This window comes from Leptospira sp. WS58.C1 (assembly GCF_040833995.1).
GTDB lineage: Bacteria > Spirochaetota > Leptospiria > Leptospirales > Leptospiraceae > Leptospira_B > Leptospira_B cinconiae.
In genome coordinates, this window is record NZ_CP162137.1 from 3133771 (window position 1) to 3156708 (window position 22938).

Annotated in this window: 18 protein-coding genes; 12 read left to right on the forward strand and 6 right to left on the reverse strand. The window is 39.4% G+C overall.

What is annotated here, in order from left to right:
- Positions 1–104: 104 nt before the first annotated feature.
- From AB3N61_RS14420 to AB3N61_RS14430, 3 genes are all read right to left on the reverse strand, one after another.
- Positions 105–2018 carry a B12-binding domain-containing radical SAM protein gene (locus tag AB3N61_RS14420; RefSeq protein WP_367897915.1) on the reverse strand — a complete coding sequence of 638 codons (1914 nt, stop codon included), beginning with the start codon at positions 2016–2018 and terminating at the stop codon, positions 105–107.
- 342 nt (positions 2019–2360) lie between these two features.
- Complete coding sequence (locus tag AB3N61_RS14425) at positions 2361–3041, reverse strand: hypothetical protein (RefSeq protein WP_367897916.1); 681 nt, start codon at positions 3039–3041, stop codon at positions 2361–2363.
- 38 nt (positions 3042–3079) lie between these two features.
- A complete protein-coding gene (locus tag AB3N61_RS14430) occupies positions 3080–9685 on the reverse strand; it encodes an RHS repeat-associated core domain-containing protein (RefSeq protein ID WP_367897917.1) in 6606 nt (2201 codons plus the stop codon).
- Positions 9686–9814: 129 nt separating this feature from the next.
- Between AB3N61_RS14430 and AB3N61_RS14435 the strand changes: the two genes are divergently transcribed.
- The 5 genes from AB3N61_RS14435 to AB3N61_RS14455 are packed head-to-tail and all read left to right on the forward strand — an operon-like array spanning position 9815 to position 14321.
- Positions 9815–10792 carry a hypothetical protein gene (locus AB3N61_RS14435; RefSeq protein WP_367897918.1) on the forward strand — a complete coding sequence of 326 codons (978 nt, stop codon included), beginning with the start codon at positions 9815–9817 and terminating at the stop codon, positions 10790–10792.
- A 13-nt stretch (positions 10793–10805) separates the two neighbouring features.
- A complete protein-coding gene (locus tag AB3N61_RS14440) occupies positions 10806–11678 on the forward strand; it encodes an LA_3334 family protein (RefSeq protein WP_020770289.1) in 873 nt (290 codons plus the stop codon).
- Positions 11675–13060 carry a kelch repeat-containing protein gene (locus AB3N61_RS14445; RefSeq protein WP_367897919.1) on the forward strand — a complete coding sequence of 462 codons (1386 nt, stop codon included), beginning with the start codon at positions 11675–11677 and terminating at the stop codon, positions 13058–13060. The genes AB3N61_RS14440 and AB3N61_RS14445 overlap by 4 nt, the downstream gene beginning before the upstream one ends.
- Before the next feature lie 6 nt (positions 13061–13066).
- On the forward strand, positions 13067–13693 hold the full coding sequence (locus AB3N61_RS14450; protein ID WP_367897920.1) for a tetratricopeptide repeat protein: 627 nt from the start codon (positions 13067–13069) through the stop codon (positions 13691–13693).
- 1 nt (position 13694) lies between these two features.
- The gene (locus AB3N61_RS14455; RefSeq protein ID WP_367897921.1) at positions 13695–14321 is read left to right on the forward strand and encodes a hypothetical protein; all 627 of its coding nucleotides are present in this window, start codon (positions 13695–13697) and stop codon (positions 14319–14321) included.
- A gap of 406 nt (positions 14322–14727) precedes the next feature.
- On the opposite strand, the gene lep is transcribed toward AB3N61_RS14455, so the two are convergent.
- On the reverse strand, positions 14728–15099 hold the full coding sequence (lep, locus tag AB3N61_RS14460; protein ID WP_020770331.1) for a LipL41-expression chaperone Lep: 372 nt from the start codon (positions 15097–15099) through the stop codon (positions 14728–14730).
- Positions 15083–16147 carry a lipoprotein LipL41 gene (locus AB3N61_RS14465; RefSeq protein ID WP_020770427.1) on the reverse strand — a complete coding sequence of 355 codons (1065 nt, stop codon included), beginning with the start codon at positions 16145–16147 and terminating at the stop codon, positions 15083–15085. The genes lep and AB3N61_RS14465 overlap by 17 nt, the downstream gene beginning before the upstream one ends.
- A gap of 276 nt (positions 16148–16423) precedes the next feature.
- On the opposite strand from AB3N61_RS14465, the gene nadA reads away from it, so the two are divergent.
- The 3 genes from nadA to AB3N61_RS14480 are packed head-to-tail and all read left to right on the forward strand — an operon-like array spanning position 16424 to position 18346.
- Positions 16424–17395: a quinolinate synthase NadA gene (nadA, locus tag AB3N61_RS14470; RefSeq protein WP_020770445.1), complete on the forward strand. Its 972-nt coding sequence runs from the start codon at positions 16424–16426 to the stop codon at positions 17393–17395.
- 4 nt (positions 17396–17399) lie between these two features.
- On the forward strand, positions 17400–17882 hold the full coding sequence (gene ispF / locus AB3N61_RS14475) for a 2-C-methyl-D-erythritol 2,4-cyclodiphosphate synthase (RefSeq protein ID WP_020770496.1): 483 nt from the start codon (positions 17400–17402) through the stop codon (positions 17880–17882).
- Positions 17855–18346, forward strand: a complete 492-nt coding sequence (locus AB3N61_RS14480) for a hypothetical protein (protein ID WP_367897922.1) — start codon at positions 17855–17857, stop codon at positions 18344–18346. Before ispF ends, AB3N61_RS14480 begins: the two co-directional genes overlap by 28 nt.
- Here AB3N61_RS14480 and AB3N61_RS14485 read toward each other — a convergent pair.
- The gene (locus tag AB3N61_RS14485) at positions 18343–18774 is read right to left on the reverse strand and encodes a GNAT family N-acetyltransferase (protein ID WP_367897923.1); all 432 of its coding nucleotides are present in this window, start codon (positions 18772–18774) and stop codon (positions 18343–18345) included. The genes AB3N61_RS14480 and AB3N61_RS14485 overlap by 4 nt on opposite strands.
- Before the next feature lie 94 nt (positions 18775–18868).
- On the opposite strand from AB3N61_RS14485, the gene AB3N61_RS14490 reads away from it, so the two are divergent.
- The 4 genes from AB3N61_RS14490 to AB3N61_RS14505 all read left to right on the forward strand — a co-directional run bounded on the left by AB3N61_RS14490 (position 18869) and on the right by AB3N61_RS14505 (position 22716).
- Complete coding sequence (locus AB3N61_RS14490) at positions 18869–19216, forward strand: hypothetical protein (RefSeq protein WP_020770517.1); 348 nt, start codon at positions 18869–18871, stop codon at positions 19214–19216.
- Positions 19217–19373: 157 nt separating this feature from the next.
- The gene (locus AB3N61_RS14495; RefSeq protein WP_020770509.1) at positions 19374–20234 is read left to right on the forward strand and encodes a tetratricopeptide repeat protein; all 861 of its coding nucleotides are present in this window, start codon (positions 19374–19376) and stop codon (positions 20232–20234) included.
- 15 nt (positions 20235–20249) lie between these two features.
- A complete protein-coding gene (locus AB3N61_RS14500; RefSeq protein ID WP_367897924.1) occupies positions 20250–21206 on the forward strand; it encodes a DNA-processing protein DprA in 957 nt (318 codons plus the stop codon).
- Positions 21207–21225: 19 nt separating this feature from the next.
- Positions 21226–22716, forward strand: coding sequence for an HTTM domain-containing protein (locus AB3N61_RS14505; protein ID WP_020770436.1), 1491 nt, complete (start codon positions 21226–21228; stop codon positions 22714–22716).
- The last annotated feature ends 222 nt before the right edge of the window (positions 22717–22938 follow it).

Consider the following 22938-nt stretch of genomic DNA (forward strand, 5'->3'; position numbering starts at 1 on the left):
CACAATTCGAAGGGAAAAATTGTATAAAATCGTCAGGATCGGATTTTTCTCAGCATCATCCGATTTTTTTTAAAAGAAAATTCGACCTTATTTTCCGAGCAGGTTTATTTCTCCGAATATCCTAAAACTTCCCAACACCAACGTTTTTCTAACGTTCTGTCTGAAAACGTTACCGATTCAGGGTCGGAGTTTTCTTTTAGGATTTTCCAAGCGGCATAGTTCTCGTTTTTAGAAATGATCCTTGCTCCAGGAAATTCTCCTCCGAGTTCCTCGGACTTATTCACTGCCTCTTCCCATTCCATCTCCTGGAAGACGGGGATATATTCTCTGATCTCCGAAACCCATTCTAAAGGAAAAGAAACTCCATAAGGGAGAACAAGAACGATCCTATGCAACATATTCTCCCCTCTATGGGCGAGTGTGCGAGAAAGATAAGACGCAGGGATCTTGGAAAATTGTTCCATTATCTCGGTGACCAGTTCGGGATCGAAAGTAGATCTAGGATATAATACCAGGTCCGTGACTGCAAAAGGATCTTTGTTTAATCTGAAATTTAGTCTATCAAAGAATTCTTTTTTAGATTTTTCTAAATTGTTTCCTCTCCACCAAATCGAAACATGTCTGGCTCCGGAAACGGAAAAATCCTCTAATCCGAATTTTTCGGATAACCCCGGAGAAAAGGAAAATATATCGGGAGCAGCGGGGTCAGGATCGGATAATAAACTGCGGGGAGTTTCATCCAACCTTCTATCCAATCTCTCCTCCGAGCGGAACAAAGTGGAGCTAAGCGCTTCCGGAGTAAAATTGGGAGTTCGGATCACTCTGTAAGGAGGTTTAGGAAGATATATCAATCCTTCGGACTCGGCATCTTTTCTCATCGCAGTTCCGGGTAGAATGGACAATGGAAATACCTGGACCCATTCTCCCAGTCCATGTCCGTAAAAGAATTCGATTCCTTCCATCACATCGTCAGGAGTATCTCCCGGAAGTCCGATGATCAGATCTAGTAAAAGTTCGATCCCTCGATCGGCCAACATTCTAGCGGCTTCCGCTACCTTTTCAGGACTCCCGAAACGTTTTACACGTTTTAAGGTTTCCTTATTGATGGATTGCATGCCGAGTTCTATCCGATTAAAACCGGCTAATGCGAGTTTGTCGGCAATCTTTTCGGTAATACCTTCGGATCTCAATTCTCCGAACATTGTCATAGATCTGTCGGAATTCACATCTATGATCGCGTCTAAAAAATCCTCAAAGCCAGGCCTATGATTGAAGGTCGGATCTAAGAATACCAACTCTTTGGCTCCCTTGTTCTTCAAGCTGGAAAGAAGTTTGATCGTTTCAGGTATATCCAAAGTCCGTAATACATTGCTGCTCTTCGGATAAAAACAATAGGTGCATTGGGATCTGCACCCTCTTACCGTTTCTAAGTACGTAGATCTTGCAGGATCCACAGGCACGAACCCTTGCAGATAGGGAGAAGGATAACTCGTAAGAGGAAAGGAAGCATTCTCTTCTTTGGAAAACATTCCCATCTTTCCGTTTAACTCTCTAACGGCGATATTCGGTAATTTTCTAGGATCTTCTTTTTTGAGAAGAGTCTCCATTAGGGCGAAGAATGTATGCTCCGCTTCTCCCGAGACTGCGATATCGTATCCTGTTTCCGAAAGAACGAACGGATTGTCCGGATTTACTTCAGGCCCACCGATCAGGATTTTAGTGGATGGTGATCTACGTTTTACTTCTTTTGCGAGATGAAGACTTCTTTCGGTATTCCAAAGATAAAGTGAGAAGCCCAAGAACTCAGGCTCGTCTTTTGCGATCCTATCCGCAAGCTGGCTATCCCCTTCCTTGTCGGTGATATCCGGATCCAACACTTCCAGCTCCAGGCCTTTTTTTTCTAGGCCATTCTCCCGAGCAGAAACAGCCAAACAGCCCGCAGCCAAAGGAACGTTTCCTGTAGCGGCAAAGGCCGTAGGAGGAGGAACAGGCAATTGTACTAATTTTAACTTTGCCATAGGAAGTCTTTGAGTACAAAACTTTAGACTTCTCCGGTTTCTACAATCCGGAAATCTACACACATATGAACCTTTTCCTCTTTTTGAGCGAAAAAGGTGTCCGGGTTTACGTGACTAGGCTAGCTAATTTGAAATAGCAAATTCAAGAAATATGTCATCTTCTCCACTCTGATTTGGAAACGACTTTATATAATCATCATTAATGAAAGTCGCATAAAAAAATATTCAGAATTAAGACACATGTCTTAATCACAGTCATAAAACTACTGACCTCCAACCATACAAGCATCAGCTGCATTTCCAAATTTTCGATACATTTAATCTATGTCTGACCATATTCACTTAAGGCTTCATCCTGCTTACTGTATATATAATTTGAGCTGCTCGTAAATCACCACCGATAGGAAAAGTAGAAAGAGCCGTATATATCGAGATTCCATCAGAATAAGAATCATCCAAAATCCGAAAAATTATCCGATGCTTTTCTCCGCTTCTGAACATTAACATTTTACAATTGTACTTTAACCGACTGAGGCTTCCTTCCAGAGATACACCCTTTGGAAAGCAGCCATTCTGATCAGAAGATTTGTCAAAATTTCTTGTAAAATAAGCAACTGCCGTTGCTGCCTTTGCTCCAATACCTCCATTCGACCAAAATATTATTTTACCATAAGAGTATATTCCTTCAGGAATTTGGAGACGTAAAAATTCGCCTGCTTTGATTGGATAATAAGAAATAATTGGATCTATTTCGCAGTTTTGCTCTAGATTTTGCTGATTGCTTCCTAAACAAAAATGAGTAAGTTTTACATCCTGATATACAGGTAACACTGAGTTATCAAAACTTATTTCAAGTATAACTTCCTTACCTGGAGAAATGGGCGGCATTGTTTTTATATATGCCTCTTTTCTACACGAACTTTGGAAAAGATAAAGTATTATTAAAATGATTTTACGTATTAGAAATCTTTCTCGATGAAAACTGATCGAAGCTTTTCTATTTATAGAAAAAATGAAATTCATATTATATAAGAACCCAAATAGTACTCAATAAGTAAGCATTAATTACAGTCATAGAACTCCTGACCTCCGACAATACAAGCTCCCGGAGCAAGCCCATATTTTTTATACATATACATTGTCATAATATTTCGGAAAATAGGATTTTCGTCATATCCCCATTGGTTGTAAACGACCAATAACCCAATCAAACCAATTGGGCTCAGCTTTTCATAAATCCCAAACCCTCTTGATTCGTAACTAGCCCAAATGCCGATATCCAAACCTACACTTAGGCCAAAGGTATATATGTTAAAGCCGCTGAAAAACCAATCTTCTCCAAGATTACCTATTAACAAATTCATTCCACCCGAAGCAAAAGTTCCTAATACCCGATCTCTTAGTCTTGACCAACTATCTCCATTTGTATGCCTCTTACCAAGAACTTCTTGCTCAAAGGCTTCTCCGATTCTTCTTGCAGTTTGATCTACTCCTCTAGCAGCTGCTCGGAACCCCCGTTCAATGCTTGCCATGGCTCCTTTAAATCCATGATCTACTCTACGGAAATGTGCCCTAACTCCATCATCAACCCTACGAAAGTGTGCTCTAACTCCACGATCTAAAGCAGATAAATAACTTTTGACCCTATGATCTATTCCTCGTGCATAACCCCTTAAACTATGATCAATAGCTCTTAATGGACTCCGAACTGCATGATCTATCCTACGTAAATATTTTCTATAAGTATGGTCTACCCTTCGGAAATGATCTTTCCAAGTATGGTCAACGCTGTGACCTACGGTATTCATAACTCCATTTGCGTGATGAAACATTTTCTTCAGTATTTCATTAAACATGTGAACATATTCATTATGCCCACCTGGATCTCTGAAGTTTACAGGATTTCCACTCACATACATATAGCGGTTCATCCCTTGCGTTTTTGCCGAAGCAATAACGGAATCCGGCTGTAAAAATCTTCCAATCTTCGGATCAAAGAATCTTGCTTTATAGTAATATAAAGACGACTCTCTATCTTCTTGTTGTCCTGTATATTTGTAACGGAAAATGTCAGGTCCGGAAGAGTTTGTTCGATCTATTTCACCGTAAGGTTTGTATGAAATTAAACTAGCTCCACCAAGATCTCCCCCGGTTAGAGCACTTCCTTCCCCATTAGAAACCATTGAAATAGAACCTAAATGATCAGGATGGAAGAATATCATTCCAGGTATCGGAGTTCCACCTACGGATCCTGAACCTCCACCAGATCCATCGCCTGGGGAATCTATCGAAGGAGTTCCATCAGTATTTCCGACTGGAATTAACGCCCATGGAGGAACACCTTCTTCACCTTGGTTCGGGATAAATATTCCGCAATTATTAACGGTAGAAAAAATCATCACAGTTAATACAATAGGTGTGATAGAAGACAGACGAGGACTTGAGAATTCCTGTATCCTTTCTTTGTTTTTCCAGAACCAATAATATGCCGTGATGTGTACTAAGGTCCAGACTAGCAGATCATAACGAAGAGATAGCTTTCCGCTATAATCATATAAGAAAGAATGAAAGCTAGATTTGCTTATTCCCGCTAATTTATCGATTCCTGGTTTCCAATATGCTTTTGCTAAAATATTCGAATCAGATACTTCCGTTGCAGAAATTAAATTAGCATCTTGTCTGGCTAACTGAGAAACTAAATCTCCAGAAAGTCCTCTTATGTATAGAGTATGAGTGTCTGGCTGACCAGGCTTACGAACGACTTCATAACTTGGGTCCGGATAAAATTCTATAGATGCATCTGCATCTCTTACTTTTTTAATTCTAGCTCCATCAAAACCATAGTTCATACGAATGCGATCTCCGCCTCCATAAGGTTGGATATCCACCAACTTACCAAAAGCATCATAAGTGAAAGCATCTCCTCCTCTATTTACTATGTTTCCGGAACCGTCGTAGCTGTATAAGGTAGTTCCCGCAAGATCGGAAGTCGCTGAAGTTATTCTGTAAGGTCTTGAAGAATCGGAATAACCTAAGGTAGTATCACCTTTATGTTTTAAGTTACCTCTTGAATCATAAGTATAACTTTCTGCACCGTATTTTCCTGTAGCAGATACCAAACGATTTAAGGAATCAAATTGGAAATTTTGAGTTCTGTCAGGTCTGAGAAGATCTGTTATTTTTTGAATATTATCATTAGAATCATATTCATAGGCAAGATTTTGCGCGATTGATCCATTCTTCAAAGTAGTCTTAAGCCCAGTAGGACGTTTTAGGATAGGATCAAATGCGATATCTGATTGGACTCCATTTCCTAAAGTTCTCAATACTCTAAAGGTTCCGGAAGTTCCAGGGAATGGACCTTCATATTTTACGACCGGATGGTTATAACTTCCTAAGTCAGGTATATCCATCGTGATGCCGGTCATTATACCCATCTCGGAATAGAAATAATGACTTACACTTCCATCAGGATAAGTAAAATCTTGTAATCTGTCTTGATTGTCGTAGGTATATCGGAATACAAAAGTTAAATCATCAATCGTTCTAACTTTACGGACGATATTCCCATTAATATTATATTCCAAATTTGTAGTTCCTGATCCGTCACTAATAGAAGCCGGTTTTCCTATTCCATTCGGAGCAGAATCGTAAGTATATAAAATCTGAGTTTCACTTCCGTCTGTATATGTCCGAGTGATTCTATTAATTTCATCATACTCGTTTCGAATTGATCTTCCTCTTGCATCTACTGTTCGAGTTAAATTACCTTCAGTATCATAATCATGTGAGGAAGTTCCTGAGGAAGTATCAGAAACCGTTTTCTTATTTCCAAATAAATCGTAAGTAAAGTTCGTTTCCCCTTGAGCGGGATCGACGATCTTTGTAAGACGATTTGCCTCATCATATTCGTAGGAAATGATAGCTCCGTTAGAACTTTTAGAAATTGTATTTCCGAAGGTATCCTTGGTCTCGATTTCTGTGCTTAGAGTTTCTGATCCTTTTTTAATAACCGAAGTAGTAGTTAGGCCGCTGTAAGTTACACTTACAGTTTTTCCATCTGGAGAAGAAATTAAACTGACTCTTCCTTCTGGACCTGCATATTCATAATTTACCCAGTCACTTGGAGTTAAATTCTGGATATACGGGGTCGATCGCCTTAGAAGTTTTCCGTCGGCTCTATATTCTGCTTCCTCAACTAAAAGTGACCCTTGGATGGAAGTGCTTTCCTTCCTGCTTACATTACCGAATATATCGATGTATTCTTTATAACGAAGCTCGCCAAAGGAATCATCTCTTACTGATTTTTGAGAATATTCCTCGTTCGGCTTTCCAGTGTTTCCGTATTCAAATTCTTCCGACCAATCGGATTCCCCAGGTTTTATCCTCCGTAAGATTCTCCCATACGCATCAAACGCTCGGGTCTCAGTCCCTCCGTTTGCATTAGTTACTTTTGTTTCTAATCCGTATACAGAATCATATTCCATAGAAGTAGTATGACCTAAAGGATTAGTAGTTTTAGTAACAAATGTAGAAGTAGCTGAGTCGTATTCAACATTTGTTTCTTTCCCCTTAGAGTCTGTTACTGTTATAGGATTACCGTAAGTATCATAGGAAAAAGTTCGAGTCCTTGTTACCGATGTACTTGGAAATTCGGTTACTATTCGAAGTTCCTTATCATCATATGTATACACCTTACTGTCTGTAAGAACTCCATTGCGCTCTGTTTTATCCGTTGAAGGTTGGTTCAGCACCCAATTAGCCGTATCACAAGCATAAGTCTGAGTACGAGTAATTGTGCCTGAAGTTCCAATCTCACTACTTACTTTAGGGTTTCCACATGAATCATACGTAAAAGTCGAAGAAGAGGATGCTACTTGGACTCCACCCATGTATGTTGTCTCCGATGAAGCACTCATACGACTATAAGGAATAGAATTGAAGCTAGCGGACTCGTATGTATAAGTCTTTTGTGTAACTATACTTTCTTGAACTCCATTAACGTATCGCATCTCTTCCGAGATCTTTTTTCCTGAAAATAAATATGAAGATTGATTATAAGTTTCAATAGTCTTTATGTTCGTTCTTGAATTAGAAGTTGTAACTTTCGAAAATCCTAAATATCCGCTTGTATATGGATCTCCGATCGCTATTTTACCGTTTTCATAAACGTAAGAGATTGTTTCAGAAACTGTATCACTTAATATATTAGTTATAGATGAAACGATTAAATCACCTCCGTTGTCTGCGATGATCGGATAGGAATTGCTCGAAGGTAATATTAGATTAGTTACACTTGGATCATTTCTACGGATATATGAAATACTACTTTCTAATCCATAGGCTCCCTTGATTTTAGTGAGAATGTTACCAGGTAGTCCGGTTTTAGAAATGTAGGCTTCCCAACCTCCCGTTATGCTGTTATTTGGAACATTATAAACTACCAGATCTAAGCGACCATCTGAGTTTAAATCGACCAGATCAAACTCATCTGAAGCCGCTATAGTTTTAACAGGACTTGAAAGTATCGTTGTCCCATCTGATAAGAAAATTCTGATATTTGTTCCGTCTCCGGCGATTAAGTCATCGAAGCCATCTCCGTCCATATCTCCTAATCTATACGACTTAAATTTGTTCGGTTCATTGTTAAATGTTAAACCAGGAATGCTTACGATAGTAGGGACAGTGGAGAAAGAGTCAAATTGGTTCCAGTAAATTTCAAAAGAATCGTTATTATAAACTAACAGATCTAAAAGTCCGTCTCCATTTGGATCTCCCCAAAATCTTGTAGCTAAACTGCCCGAATCTGGATTGAAATTAGCAGCCTGGCCGTTGTTTCCTATTGTATAAGTATTTAGAACCAGACTATCTAAATCAGAACTAAATCTATAAACTTCAATTCCATTTGAAGAAGAATATCGGACAAGCTCCGGAATACCGCTAGAGTCAATATCAAAGAACTCTCCAGGATTGGAGACTACGCCAGGAACAGTGTATATTTTTTCATTTGTAAAGCCGGTCCCATTAGAAAAGCGGACTCTAACTTCATCGGGTCCTGTTATGCGAATATGATCTGATCTACCATCTCGATTAATATCATAAAGCCAACTTAATGTGTAAAATTGCGGAACTTCCGTTAAATAGACTGGAGAACTTACCGAATATGTAAAATCATTTCCCGGTGAGATTATTTTTACACCATCTGAAAAATAATTTCTAAGATTAGTACCGTTAGAAATGCTTAAATCAGATTTGGCATTTCCATCAATGTCTCCAAAATTTAGACTCCTTAATGTATTAAAGCTAACACCAGCAAGAATTTCATCAAACACGGAATTGCTGGGAGTAAAACTTCCAGTTTTTTGGTTTATAAATGATCCGAGTTGTACATTATTATCTTGGTCGCCATATAAGCGAATATAATCTGGATAACCATCTCCACTTACATCTCCCCAAGCTCCAATAGATCGGGGGGATTTTATTCCATAATTACAAGATTCATAATATGCTTCGACATATAACTGGCATGCTAATCCCCAGGTCGCCTTAGTGTTCATACAGGCAGTGTATGATGCAGGCTCAGCTGCTAAATACGAACAATCTGTCGTTCCGAAGACTGTACACGCATATGCTCCTTCTACACAACGTGTTTTATCATACATGGGAGTACGGGACCAAAACTTTAATTGTTTATTGGAAATATCCCAGCTTGTATTTCGATCTAAAGAATAATTTCCAGATGCGGAATACTGAAAACTGACGGGAATAAAGGCCCCTGATCCAAATTGGGGATGGGATTCTTCTCTATCAATAGAAGTTAGTCTTTTTCTCCCTTGTTCACCTGTTTCATATTCAAAAGAATAACTACGCACCTGGGAGCCATCAATCGAGATTTGAATTTCAGAAAGCAATTGACTACCTACCGTTTGAAGTCCGCCAGAATAGGATATTATGCTTGATCCGGAACTTTCATACACGAATGAAATAGTTTTATTTTGATAACTTATGGTTTGGGGATAGAGTCTTTTAACATTTGGAAGATAAGTAAAAGTATAAGAATTTCCGAATCGATCTTCAGCTTTCCTTAATCCCCAGATTACTGGAATCCCAGTTGCATTAGTTATAACGGAATCAGATGAGCCTCCGAAGGTGTAAGTATTTCCAGAAGGATCTTTTACGATCCAAACACAAGATGAATCATTACAGGTAGACTGTTTTTGAAATTGGAAGAAGCTTTCCGGCTTTGATCTGTATTCTGTCCCATTTCCGCTAACATCAACTAGGCGACCAGCTAAGTCGCTTGTAAAAAAGTCATTTGAACCGTAAGTCATTCCGGAAGATGTTTCTCTATATATTCCTGAAATTCCTGAGAGAGACCAGCCCTCTCCTAGTAATCCTTCTCCAGATTCTACTGAATAAGAAATGTTTATGCTTGGTCCCCAATCTTTTCGAGCAGGAGGTAATTCGATAGGAATACTTGCTCCGATTTTTCCTCGAAAATCGACATCTAAAGTGGGTAAATCAATCGGAATCTCGGATTCCTGCGTTAGGCTTCGTAGCGCAGAAGAGAAATATCTAGAAAGTGGTGCAAAGGAGAAGCCTAACGTAGTACCTGCTACAAAAAGTAAAATTATCCCAAATTGGATAGATTTCTTTCTTTTAATCATTCCAAAACACCCTTTCTACTTCTAAAATTCCCTAAAAAAACATTGCATTGTAGAGTAATTCCAAACTTTGTTTATTTGTTGGTTTAAAAACGAAGTATTTCCAATATTGTGTCAAGTGAATTTGTTAAAATGAAAATTTATCCCAATCATATACTCTTTGCTTCGCCTTTTTCATGCTTTAAAAATAACTTAAAATTTTATCTAACGTACGGAATCTTCGTCTTCGAAATTCTTTCTTGTACGTTTATTCCTGTCTCGGGTTGGGGAACTGTCACAGGTGCGGAAGCAAAAAGAAAATTAGAAGCAGCAATATCTTCGCAAGCGTCGATTGCAACCTTTCTGAATCTTACTGGAATAAGTAACAGTGGAACGTGTGGGAGTGGGGCAACTAATCAAAATCTATCAGAGAATGAATCTAATGGTAACGACACCTTTCAGGATGCATATCAATCTAGTAACAATAAAGTATTAGTTCCTGGAATTAACGGATCGACGATTACTTATTCTGGAACCATTGATTCAGATAATGAATACGATTTTATTTATGTATATAGTAATCAGTATTCTCTATTCGATGTTTCTAAAACGACTGGAGCAGCTTCTTGCGGTAGATTTTATGGTTTAGTTTATCATAATAATAACACAACTGAAGATGCCGGATTTGGTTCTCCAGTTGCACTTGGATCTGCTACATTAAGTTCTGGTCCTTCTTCGAGTGATAGTGATGAAATTTTCATTCGATGTACAGGAACAACAGGGCAGACTTACTCATTTGAATTTACAGACCAAACTCCAGTAACCCCAACTACACCTGGTATTACAGATCCTTCAAACTTATCTGATAATACTTTTCTATCTAGTTATATCTTCTTCAGTATAGCTCACATAGATTCTGCTAAAACATATACAGAAGAATCCGTAGACTCTTGTCTTTCTGAGATAAAGAAGAAAGGACCTATTATTACAATATACAATGCAGAAGCAAAACGTCAGGCATCTCAGTGTGGCAAAGAAACTATTACTATCGATAGAAACATAATGCTTGGCAACGCTTGTAAATTAGAACAAGCAAAAACGATCCAACTTGGTGATATAGGATTCCCCTAAAGGCTAATACTTGATGCGAATAACTTTTTATCTGTTCTTATTCATTGTCTGTTCTTATCAAATTACAGCCGCAGAATTACTTCTAAAAAATGGAAACTCGTTCTTATTAGATGTAGTCCATGAAGATGATCGAAATGTTCAAGTAAATTGGAAGGGAAGAGTTTATACAATTCCGAAGAAGGAAGTCCAGAAATTAGATTATTCTAAGAAAGGAACTCAATCTTCCCATCGTTACTCCACATTTACATTGAAAGATGGAAGTAAAATTCGCGGGGTTATTGCGGAAGAAAGAGACAAGGGATATACAATCAGAACCGATGTCGGCTTTTTAGAAATAGATAAATCCCAGATCCAAGATATGGACAATGGAGGAAGTTCTTCCCCCGATCTGCCTAATGAATACTTAACTGAATCATCAAAACAGCCTGAGACTATCTTTGGTGGAAGTCTTAGTTTTTTAGCAAATACTTCTCCGATCGCACCTGCCCACAGCATAACAGGGGGTGCAGGATTTTTCGTAGAACCAGCTTTCTTATTTTTATCGGAAAAATACCAAGTTGGTTTTAAAGCTGAATATCTTGTTTCACCAGGTACTTCCAATTATTCTTTTCTCAACGCATATTCCTATCTTAAAAGAGATTTCGGTATAGGAGATTCAAAGAACTGGTATGGTATCTTAGGAGCCGGGTTTGGTTCCGTTAGATATCAAAGAGGAGAAACACAAGTTTCAGGATTGGATCCAATCGGTTACGTTGAGTTCGGATACCAAGGATGGAAACTTGGAAACATGGTCCTTCGATCTGGACTTAGAGCTAACTGCTATTTTGAGTCAAGAGGAACTGTCTGCATGGGTGGATTAGAAATTTCCTTAGGATATAGAATATGAAAAGTTTATACCGAAGTTTCTTCTTTTTACTCATATTAACCTCTTTAGCTTATTGCGATAACTCTCCTTTGAATGAAGGAGGGGGTTTAGAGGATGTATCAGTAAAATCTTTCTATCTATCGAACGGCTCAAAACAAGTTCAGTTCACTTGGACCTGCTCCGAATCGGCTGAAGGGTATATCTTCTATTCTAATGGAAATGGCTCCCAAAATATTCTAATCAGCCCAAAAGAAGGAAAGACTCATTTACTCCCGTTAACTAACCTCACACCAAATTCAGAATACACTGCGTATTTGGGATGCGGAAAACCAGAAGACAGAAGAGTTATGATGGTTCCCTTTAAAACTTGGATTAGTGATGATCCAATTAAAACGAGAGGTATTTGGTTGGTAGGAGGTGTCGGAGCGGATAACAATCCGGTTGCTCAAATAGATTTATATGACCCAGTAGATAACCACTGGTATCCTTCTATTACAAGAGTTCCAACGCCCAGAGCATTTGCTTCAGTGGTAAATTTTAAGGGAAAGATTTTTGTAATCGGAGGATTAACTAAATCCGGATCTACTTTTTCTGTTTCATCCGCGGTAGAAGCATACGATCCATTTACGGGAATTTGGACAACTTACAGTTCTGCTCCGGATGCGATTCATAGTGGAATCTCAGCTACTGTCGGAAATGAAATTTACATTATCGCTAATGCACTAGATACGAATGTAACGGTAGGATACCCAACAAGCCGAGTATATAAACTCTTTCCAGAAATTGGGACACAAGGAACTTGGTCGCCACTCTTTACCTCCTTAACTCAAATTCTTCCCAGAGTGGATATGGGAGGTTGTGGAATCAACGGAAGTATTTTCTACACAGGAGGGAGATTAGCCTCTGATGGATCTGCATCGTCCTTTAATTCGGATGCTTATATTCCTGCCTCTAACTCAACCACTTCTATCGGAGAACCATCTATCAATACCTCTGCACGACATGGAATGGGAACTGCTTGTTATCGCCCTATTCCTAGCGATCCAAATCCTGGAGATGGTCCTGGAGTTTTGGTTGTAGGAGGTTCTACTGCTGGTAATTTATTCCAACCTGTTACACAAGTTACTCCAACGAATCTTTATGATTTTTATAGATTGGGAACAAGTTCTGCAAACTTTCAAGCGGGTCCAGTATTACCGGTAGCTACATACTTTCCTGCTGCCGAAATTTCTTATGATCTCCGAATGGCTTTTGTTTTCGGCGGAGCTACCGCCTTAAATATCCCTAGTAAATCGGTCTACTCGATAGATTTGGGAAGCCCTGTTGCAGGACCTTGGACAAGTATTACATCGGAAATGCCAGTCGCAAGATATGGTCATTCAGCAGTAATTATAAGTAGGTAAAAAAGTATGCGAGAAGTATTCAGAATAATTCTTTTAAGCCTGTATTTTTTATCATTTGTTAATATTTATTCAGAATCGGGAGAAACAAATTACTTTCAGATACGAGAACTAATCAATCGAAACAAGATAACAGAAGCCCAAGAAGCTTTGAAGCCCTTAATAGAGACAGATCCAGATAATCCTACACTTAACCTTTATCAAACTGAGATCTGGATCATTCAGGGTGAAGAAAACTACCATACCGGAAATTTAAAAACTGCATATGAATACTTTACAAAGGCCCAAGCTACATGGGCAAGTCATCCTACTGTCAGAAGTAGAATAGCTGAGCTACAAGGAAAGAAGCTTGTAGATCGACCTACAAATACATCAAAGAAAAGAGTTGGACAGTCCTTCCCGGAAGTTCAAAATAAAAATACCCTAATTGTTTTAGCAGATCCAGAAATTATTGAATTAACAAATCAACTTAAAAACAGTCTGAGATCCAGGATTACCGAGTTAGAACAAAACACAGTAGGATTTAATACTAAGACAGAATTCTTAAATGGTTCTCAAAAATGGGTCCTTTCTTTATTAGGCATCTCGCTATTGACCAATTTACTATTATCGGTTCTATCATTTAGAAAGAGATAGAATGAAATACTCTTTCCTATTTCTCATTTTTTTAGTAATCAATTGTGTTACCAGATACGGATCAATAAAAACCGAATCCACTACCCCAAATCTATATACCTCCATCATCAACATAGAAGCTATAGTCGTTAGCGGTCATTACACAGGTAGGGTAAAATTAAAAAAATTAGATAGGACCGGCTCCGCTATTGAAAAACAAATACACGGAATTATAGACTTTCGTCATTACGATACTCTTCGAAGACAGTCAGCAAATGTAGAACTTGAAAATGGAATCTATAGTGGAGAGATTATTGTAATTGGAAGGGAGAATCGCTTTTTCCAATATGCTGTCGAAGGAGAAGCATTTATCCTGTTTGATTCGAAAGCACATAAAGAATCAGGAGGAAAATTTGGCGGCCCCTGTATAGAAAAGGAATTCTCAAAATTAATCTGCCGAGACCTGGTGCTATCGGGAAATTCTTTTAAGTTCTTAGTAGAAGATTTACAAAGGGATGAATTTTCATTTTTTATATCTTCTGCTATCCTTATCTTTCCCGTTTATACTACATTTAAGTTCGGCTTACCCATACCTCTATTCGGATTTTGGGGATACAACCGGAATTTAATTGTTAAAGAAATATTATAGTTGTTCGTATTCTAAAAGCTTCGCACCAAATCCCAAGAAACACTTTCCTTCCAAAGGATTAAAGATGAGAAATTTCAATAGAGCTTCTGGAAATAGAATTGACATTGTAACAACCGGAACTAACACAGATGTATTTCTTACCTACATTGATCCCAGTTCCACAAGCACTGCGTATCTGAAAAGATATAATTTGCAAAACGGAACACAATTGCAATCTACCGCGTACACTGCACCTTCAGGTGGAGTTTTTCAGAAACCTTCTGTGAATTTAATGCCTAGATTTTAAGATCCGATTTGGCCCCGATGATATCGGGGCTCTATTTTATCTCATTTATTATCGCATCTAACGGATGTATAATATGGATTAAGATTACATCTGAAAACTTTCGTCTCGAAGTAAAAACCCCTAACCTTCACTCTCCGCTCTTTTAGGAGCCAGTTGTTTACAATCCTGTAGATCTACAAACTTTTCCTTAGAGAGTTCGCATTGCACTTGGAGTAAACTTTTGTTTTCCACACAACTTCTAATGATCGCTTCGCTGGTCTCCGGTTTTAGCACGGATCTTAACATCAATGCTTGTACACCTTTTTCCATTGTTTCGTCGTTCGCGATCAGTTTGGATATATGGATCTGAGCATCCGAACATTCTTCCAAATTCGGTTTCGTTCTTTTGCAATCGGACAAGAAGAATACGCTACATAAAAGAAAAGCGGACGTTATCCGCCCGCTTTTCTCGAAACCGAAAGAAAGTTTTACTTTCTTACTTTTCAGTGTCATCAACGGCAGCTGCCGCTTCTACACGTTTACGAAGTTCTCTCACGTAGTTCTTGTCAGCTCCGCTGAGTTTCATCGCATCTTCGTAGTATTTGATAGCCTTTTCAAAGTCTCCGGCCTGGAAGTAATAAGTTCCGAGGTTTGCTTTCGCTCCCCAAGACTTTCCGCCGGCTTTTTTATCGGCCTTATCCCAGTTCTCTTTCGCTTTTTTGAAGCTAGGAGTTTCTCCGGTGATCTCATGGTATCCGTCTTCCAGATAAGATGCCACTTCTGGATCTTCGTCTTTAGTGAATACTTCGATCTTCTCAGTTTTAACTTTTGGAGAAAGTCTGTCTTTGATGTAAAGAGCAGCTTCGTCTAAAGCTTTTCCGAAAGAGTCGAGAACGGAAGGGCAATCCAAGTTACCTACTCCTGCGTCTACTTTTGCAGGATTGGAAACTACAGCCTTTTTAACTTCTCCAGTTTCTACTTTGATCAAAGTAGCGTCCAAAGGAATGAGCATATAACGGATACCGGTTTGTTTGCTGATCGGTTGGTTTCCGGTATCAACTTGTTTTCCAGTTGCGATAGAAGCAAGCGCTCCACCAACTTTCAACGCAGCTGCGCCGTAATCCACCATCATCTCGCTTCCGCACTCGGTATATGGTTTTTGATAACCGATATGAAGAATCGCCTCGGCACCTAATTGGTTTCCGAGTTTAACACGACTTTTGGTAATTCCTGTAAGAGTTAAAGATGCTTCGTTGATAGAGTCAGCTCTTTTACTCAGGTCGATCAGTTTGTAGTAAGTTTCCTTGTCGAAAGCTTCGAAAACTTTAGAAGGCATTTGATCGATAAAGCTGGAACCTGCTCCGAAAACGGTTTCCCAAAGACTTTTTTGGGGTTTTTCGACTGCTAAACCTACGTTGCGGATAGAGCCGAGGAATTTTTGAAGCTGGCGTCCCTCTTTTGATTTAGGAAAAACAGGGTATTCGACTTCCACTTTTTCGCCGCAGTTGGAAACCGAAAATGCCAATGCTCCTGTGAGGAGCAGAGCAGAAATTTTTTTCATTGGGTTAATACCAATCCTTTATGGATGATTTTTAGGAGTAACTTCGTATTGATCCTTGTATTTCTTTTTCTGTCAATTTATTTTAGAATACCGTCTGTTAGAGGCAAAAATCTGGGAATCGGCAGGGATCAACGACTTGTTTTGGGCATCGAACCGATTATAAACACTTGCAAAACCTAGTTCTTTCGGCAATTTACCATTTAGATTGCCGGACTCTGAAATCCAGGAGTCGAAATTAAAAAGAGATAGAACCGCCAAAAACCGGCTGAGGGCCTAATGAAAACCATAGAGGAAATTCGAAAATCCCTGGAATCCACTTACATGGAGCATGAGATAGAGGAAAAACTCCCTTTGATCCAGGAGATCAACCGTCTCAAAAAAGAAAAAAACGCAGTACTTTTAGGACATAATTATATGACTCCGGACGTTTTTCACGGAGTTTCGGACATCCTGGGGGATTCCCTTTATCTGAGTAAAGCAGCGGCCGAAACAGATGCGGACATTATTCTTTTTAATGGAGTCCATTTTATGGCGGAGACTGCCAAACTTATGTCTCCCGATAAGAAGGTACTCATTGCAGATCTAAAAGCGGGTTGTTCTCTTGCGGAAAGTATCACTCGAGAAGATGTCAAAAAACTTAAAAGCCAATATCCGGGAGTTCCGGTGGTCACCTATGTAAACTGCACTGCAGAAGTGAAGGCGGAGACCGATATTTGCTGCACTTCCGCAAACGCCGTCCAGATCGTAAATTCTTTGGATTCCGATACGGTGATCTTTCTACCCGACGAATATCTGGCGGGGAATGTGCAAAAACAAACCGACAAAAAGATCATTTCCTTTCCTGGGCGCTGCATGGTGCACGAAATGTACACGGCGGAGGATATACTCTCCGTCCGAAGACAATGGCCAGGTGTAACAGTCATTTCCCACCCGGAATGTAACACAGACGTGGTAGAAGTTTCCGATTTCGCAGGATCCACTTCTCAGATGTCCAAATTTATCCGTGATTCAGGAGCTAAGGATGTGTTCTTAGTTACGGAATGTTCCATGGGTGACAATCTTAGATCCGAGTTCCCCGACAGACAATTCGTTTCCTCTTGCAGGACCTGTCCTCATATGAAACGAATTACATTAGAAAAAATTAAAGATGCACTTTTGTACGAACAATTCGAGATCAAGTTGGATCCTGAAATCGTGGAAAAAGGAAGAATGGCTGTCCAAAGAATGCTGGAAGTGAGTTACAAATAGCTTAATGTACAGGATCGGACAAGGATTAGATTTCCACAGGTTAGAAACAAACGAGGCTCGCCCGCTAATCCTGGGTGGAGCAGTGATCGATTCGGAATATGCACTCATCGGTCACTCGGATGCGGATATCGTAATACATGCCTTAGCGGACGCGATTTTAGGAGCCATGGGACTGGGAGATATTGGACAATATTTTCCGGATACGGATCCTTCTCTCAAAAATATGGATTCCAAACTGATCTTAGAAAAAACGTTGGATTTGGCAAAAGAGAGAAGTTTCAGTTTGGTCAATATCGACTGCACTTTGATCGGAGAAAGGCCTAAAATTTCTCCTCATAGAATTAAGATCCAATCCTCACTTTCCAATTTGTTGGGACTTCCGGAGGATTGTATTTCCGTTAAAGCGACTACTACAGAAAAAATGGGAGCCTTAGGCAGAACCGAAGGATTGGGCGCAAGTTGCGTGGTACTTTTGCGGAAAAATTAAGACCTTCTCATAAAATCGCGATCAAATCGGCCGCAATTTTATCGGTATTTATTACGATATTCTTATATATCGTCAAAGATCCGTACTTGGAAAATTCTTCTTACCTATTAAGAAGAGAAGTTTTGGATGAATTGCCGCTTGGCAGCTCCAAAAGAAAGGTAATGGATTATATAAAAAGAAAAAAACTGGACCTGGTAGGTTTTCACCAGGGTAAATTTCCGGACGATCCGGAATACGTTTCTGATATTATGGTATTCACCAAAAAAGGAACAGTCCAATCCAACGCGTTCCATTGGGTCCCAACTGAGAATAATTATACCGAAGTTAATTTGGGTATGTATATAAATTTAAAGGAATTCAGATTTTGGAAAAAACCTTTTCCGGTCCGAGTGAGATTATACTTTTTATTTTCGAACCAACAATTAGCGCAGATCAGAGTGATCAAAAGATCGTTTCCCTTTTAGCGGACCTTCTCCATTAAGATCGCGTCCTCACCCGGTCCGTAATAAGATTTCCTTCGCCCGGATTCCAAAAACCCTAATTTAGAATATAAAGAAATAGCGGAATAGTTCGAATTAGAAACTTCTAAAATAACCTTCGGGAACAAATTACAAAGAGTATGCAGAATATTTTTCGCTTCTCCTTTTTTACGTTTTCCCGGAAGAATACCGATCCGTAATAACTCCGAAAAATCGTTTAGGTCCATATAAAAAACGTAGCCGACTTCCTCTTTGATCCAAGCCGGATGGCTTTCAATATGGCTCTGGATGGAATAATTGGACCAGGAGGATTTTCCAAATACTGTTTTTTCCATCTGGATCAAAGTTTGCAAATCTTCGGGCTGTACGATTCTCCAACCTTGGGGAAGATCGTTCTTTTTTCCAGGACCCAATCCATTTTCTCCTTGCGTGAGGCGGAATCATACATACTAATTAACGGTCGCTTTTCGAAAGCAATTTTCGATCAAAGTTGAGGAGAAAATTTTTATGCAAACAATCGGGAAATATGTATACGCAGTCCCGTTCCTGCTTTTTGGGATCAATCATTTTGTAGCCGGTAGCCAAATGGCCGGTATGGTTCCCGTCCCAGGAGGAGTCATTTGGATTTATGTAACCGGAGCCGCGATGATCGCAGCCTCGATCAGCATTTTTATAAATAAAAAAACCAAACTCGCGATGATCTTATTGGCGGTTCTTTTAGGAATTTATATCGCTCTTTTACACTTGCCGGGAGCAATTAAAGGAGATATATCCTCCACCATTAATACGTTAAAGGACCTGGGTCTTTTGGGTGGGGCTTTGGTAATCGCAGGAATTTCTAAAGACAACGCTTAAATGAATAAGGGAGAAGGATCAAACCTTCTCCCTTCCAATCTGAGATTTTATCGTTTTTCCTTTCAAAAAAATCCCTTTTTCAGGATTTTCCGTGGACCATCCGTACACTTCTCGGACATGGTATTTCAAATACGATTTCTTCCCGAGGTAGTATCAAATGAGGACCACTTTCCTTCTCATTCTTCTTTTTGTATTTCTGATTTCCGATTGTAAGAACCTAAGTAAATTTTCCGGTAAGAATACAAAACCTCCCACGGTAGAGGATCTGGAAGCGTGGAAACGCCGTCTGAATATGGACGAATCCGAGATCATCGAGTTAGAAAAGAAGATCCGGGAAATGGCGGCTAAGACCAGATCCGCAGGCGCACTCAGTTGGAAGATCGCGCAAGGATATATGAAGATCGGGGATTACGATCTAGCATCCAAATATTATAATAAAGCAATCCAAGAAGAAGGTTCCGGAAAAACCGAAGTTATCGGCGCCGATGTTCATTTTTTCGAATCTTCCCTACCGTATTTCGATAAGGCGCTACTTCTTATGCCTGTGGACCAACAGCTTCTTTTTGAAACCGCACTCTCCTATGCAAACGCCTCCAAGGATAGAGGCTGGGAACCTAAAAGAAGGCAAATAGCTATCGAAATTTTCCAATCACTTTCCAGACAGGATACCAGAGATTCCAGATTTCCTTACCAATTGGCTCTGATCTTTTTCGATTCTTCCATGGCGGATTCTTCTTGGGAAGGGATCAATGCGGGTTTCCAAGACCAGGAGAAGGCGTTCACACTTTTGGATTCTATCTTAAAAAAAGAACCTCGCAATGTCCCTGTCTTATTCGCAAAGGGGAATTTTTTATACAGATCCGGCAAGGCGCAAGAAGCAAAAGAGATCTATTTACATTTGAAAAATACGATAGAAGGACTTAAAAAAGACGGTTTTATCAAAGAAGATCTATTAGAGAATGAATCTTATAAAAACGTAATAAACAATCTCAAAAAAATGGAATCTTCCGAGAATTAGCACGGAGGATCCACTATGGATTTTCTTTCTCTTTCTTCTCCGAATCTTCATAAGATCTTAAGTAGGTCCAGGTATTTATCCCAGAGTCTCTCCGAGTCGGAGGTTCTCCGGAAAATGGAAGAATTACTGCCCAAAGATCTAAAGGAAAAAGTAAGATCCGATTCTAAAAATTATTTCTCTTCCTTAAAAAAATTAGGAGCGGAAATCGTTTCTTATTTTGACCCGGAATATCCCCCTCTCCTAAAGGAAATCTACGATCCTCCTCCGAATTTATTCTGTTTCGGCAATACAAAACTGTTAAAACTTTCCTATTTGGCGGTTGTAGGAACAAGAAAGGTTTCCCCAATCACATTACATTATTCTAAATTTATTCCTGATTTTGTACATTCAATCGGACTGGAAGGTATCGTTTCCGGTTTGGCATTAGGAGTGGACGCAGCCGCAATGTTTTTAGCCTTAGACCAAGGAATGCCCGTAATGGGAGTAATGGGAACCGGTCCGGAAAAGGAATATCCTCACGAAAATAGGAATTTGTATAAAAGAATGAAATCTTCCGGCAATGCTTTGGTGATCACCGAATGTCCTCCCGGTTTCGAAGTTAGAAAGTATGCATTCCCGAAAAGAAATAGGATCATCACAGGGATCTCCCCTTCTCTTTTGGTAATGGAAGCTCCTTCAAAAAGCGGAGCCCTATCTTCCGCATCCAATGCAATTTCTCAGGATCGTGACGTTTACATTTTTGATCATCCTCTACAAACCCAAAACCAAGGAGGGAAAAAATTACTTTCAGAAGGCGCCAGTTCCGTTTGTTTTGATAATTATCAAAGTGAAGGAGAGTATATTTTTCATTTAGAAGAAATTCTTCCTTCTAACTTCAAAGAAGTTCCCGGAATGCTTGCTCGATTGGGAAAAAACAAATTGAATGGTAATTGGATCGATCTAGGAAACGGTTTTATTCGATCCGTTCAATAAATAGAAAAAGGAATCCAACTTGTCTCTTTGGAATCGATACAAGTCCGAACTGTTCGAACAATCCCCCGCATGGTCCTTGGGATTTTTCAGATTCGGGTTCGGCATTCTATTATTTTTTATCTCGGCCCGTTATCTTCATTACGGTTGGGTGCAAAAATACTTTATAGAACCCGGTTTTCATTTCAAACATTTCGGATTTTCCTGGGTGGGAGTCGCTCCCGGGCCCATATTATATTTTATTTTTATAATATTATGTATTTCTTCCGCGTTTATTTCCCTGGGAGTATTGTATAGGACCTCGATTTTCGTTTATTGGTTGGGATTTTCCTATTTTAATCTTCTGGATGTTTCCACCTATCTGAACCATTATTATCTGGTCTTTTTATTACTATTCCTTTTGTTTTGGATCCCGGCGGATCGTTGTTTTTCAATATCTCATTTTTTAGAAGCGTATCGCAACGGCAGATGGAGTATTCCCAGGGTCCCGAATTGGTCTTTATGGATCTTAAGATTCCAAATAGCTTGTGTTTATTTTTTCGGAGGTTTAGCGAAGTTAGTTCCGGATTGGTTGTTCTCCGCGCAACCTCTCAGGATTTGGTTGGTACGAAACACGGACTTCCCGGTGATCGGAGGTTTTTTTTCTTATCCGATCGCGGGTTATGTTTTCAGTTACGCTGGATTATTTTTCGATCTGTTCGTTCCATTCTGTCTTCTAAAAAAAAATCTAAGGCCCTGGGCCTATAGTTTTGTCCTGATCTTTCATATTCTCACATGGAGACTTTTTCCAATCGGGATGTTCCCTTGGATCATGATCTTCTCCGCTTTGCTCTTTTTTCCTCCGGATTGGCCGATTAAAGTCAGAGGTTTTTTTAAAAAAAGAGGGATTTTTCCCTACGGTGAATTAAGGAACTTATTCAAAACCGTTTGGAATAAACTTCCCGTCACCTTTCGGTTCCTTTCCGCAAAAATTTTACTTATCCTTTTAGGTGCTTTAGAAAAACCGAATATATGGGGAAAACGTATGGAGACCAAGCTCGCTGACTTTACCTCCCGTTTTTCCTCTAAATTCGGAACTTGGACCGTTTCCCTGTATGTTTTGATCCAGGTGTTTTTTCCTCTCAGACATTTTTTATATCCGGGAAACCATCTTTGGACGGAGCAGGGTTTTAGATTCGCATGGCATATTATGTTGATCCAAAAGAATGGATTCGCTAGTTTCCAATTGGTCAATTTACGGACTGGAGAGATCCAATACGTTTTACCCGAGTCTTATTTGAACGAAGTCCAGAAAACGATGATGAGCACCCAACCGGATCTGATCCTGCAATTCGCTCATTTTTTGGGAGAAAAGGAAAAAAAAAGGACGGGGGACGAGATTGCGGTTTTTGCCGAGGTGAGAGTTTCCTTAAACGGTAAAAAAAGCCTTCCATTCATAGATCCGAATCGCGATTTAATGAAGGTAAAGGACGATTTTTCGCATAAGGACTGGATCCTTCCGGACGTTAGGTGAGATCGAACCCGATATTCTGTCTCTAAAATCATATTACGAAAATCGTACACAAAAAGAATACTCGTATCTGTGGAAAATCCGAGTCAAAGGTCTAAGTAAATTAACTTGGAAAAGGTACAGATATGCCTTCACACAAGCCGCAGAATGTAATTATTCATTTACTTACTTATTTTTAAATTATATTTTCGATCCTATAGTCGAATTTTATAATATTTACGAGTA

Bases quoted from the DNA above. Each gene is read 5' to 3' on its own strand.
- AB3N61_RS14420 (WP_367897915.1), bottom strand. From the start codon at position 2,018: ATGGCAAAGTTAAAATTAGTACAATTGCCTGTTCCTCCTCCTACGGCC.
- AB3N61_RS14425 (WP_367897916.1), bottom strand. From the start codon at position 3,041: ATGAATTTCATTTTTTCTATAAATAGAAAAGCTTCGATCAGTTTTCAT.
- AB3N61_RS14430 (WP_367897917.1), bottom strand. From the start codon at position 9,685: ATGATTAAAAGAAAGAAATCTATCCAATTTGGGATAATTTTACTTTTT.
- AB3N61_RS14435 (WP_367897918.1), top strand. From the start codon at position 9,815: ATGAAAATTTATCCCAATCATATACTCTTTGCTTCGCCTTTTTCATGC.
- AB3N61_RS14440 (WP_020770289.1), top strand. From the start codon at position 10,806: ATGCGAATAACTTTTTATCTGTTCTTATTCATTGTCTGTTCTTATCAA.
- AB3N61_RS14445 (WP_367897919.1), top strand. From the start codon at position 11,675: ATGAAAAGTTTATACCGAAGTTTCTTCTTTTTACTCATATTAACCTCT.
- AB3N61_RS14450 (WP_367897920.1), top strand. From the start codon at position 13,067: ATGCGAGAAGTATTCAGAATAATTCTTTTAAGCCTGTATTTTTTATCA.
- AB3N61_RS14455 (WP_367897921.1), top strand. From the start codon at position 13,695: ATGAAATACTCTTTCCTATTTCTCATTTTTTTAGTAATCAATTGTGTT.
- lep (WP_020770331.1), bottom strand. From the start codon at position 15,099: ATGACACTGAAAAGTAAGAAAGTAAAACTTTCTTTCGGTTTCGAGAAA.
- AB3N61_RS14465 (WP_020770427.1), bottom strand. From the start codon at position 16,147: ATGAAAAAAATTTCTGCTCTGCTCCTCACAGGAGCATTGGCATTTTCG.
- nadA (WP_020770445.1), top strand. From the start codon at position 16,424: ATGAAAACCATAGAGGAAATTCGAAAATCCCTGGAATCCACTTACATG.
- ispF (WP_020770496.1), top strand. From the start codon at position 17,400: ATGTACAGGATCGGACAAGGATTAGATTTCCACAGGTTAGAAACAAAC.
- AB3N61_RS14490 (WP_020770517.1), top strand. From the start codon at position 18,869: ATGCAAACAATCGGGAAATATGTATACGCAGTCCCGTTCCTGCTTTTT.
- AB3N61_RS14495 (WP_020770509.1), top strand. From the start codon at position 19,374: ATGAGGACCACTTTCCTTCTCATTCTTCTTTTTGTATTTCTGATTTCC.
- AB3N61_RS14500 (WP_367897924.1), top strand. From the start codon at position 20,250: ATGGATTTTCTTTCTCTTTCTTCTCCGAATCTTCATAAGATCTTAAGT.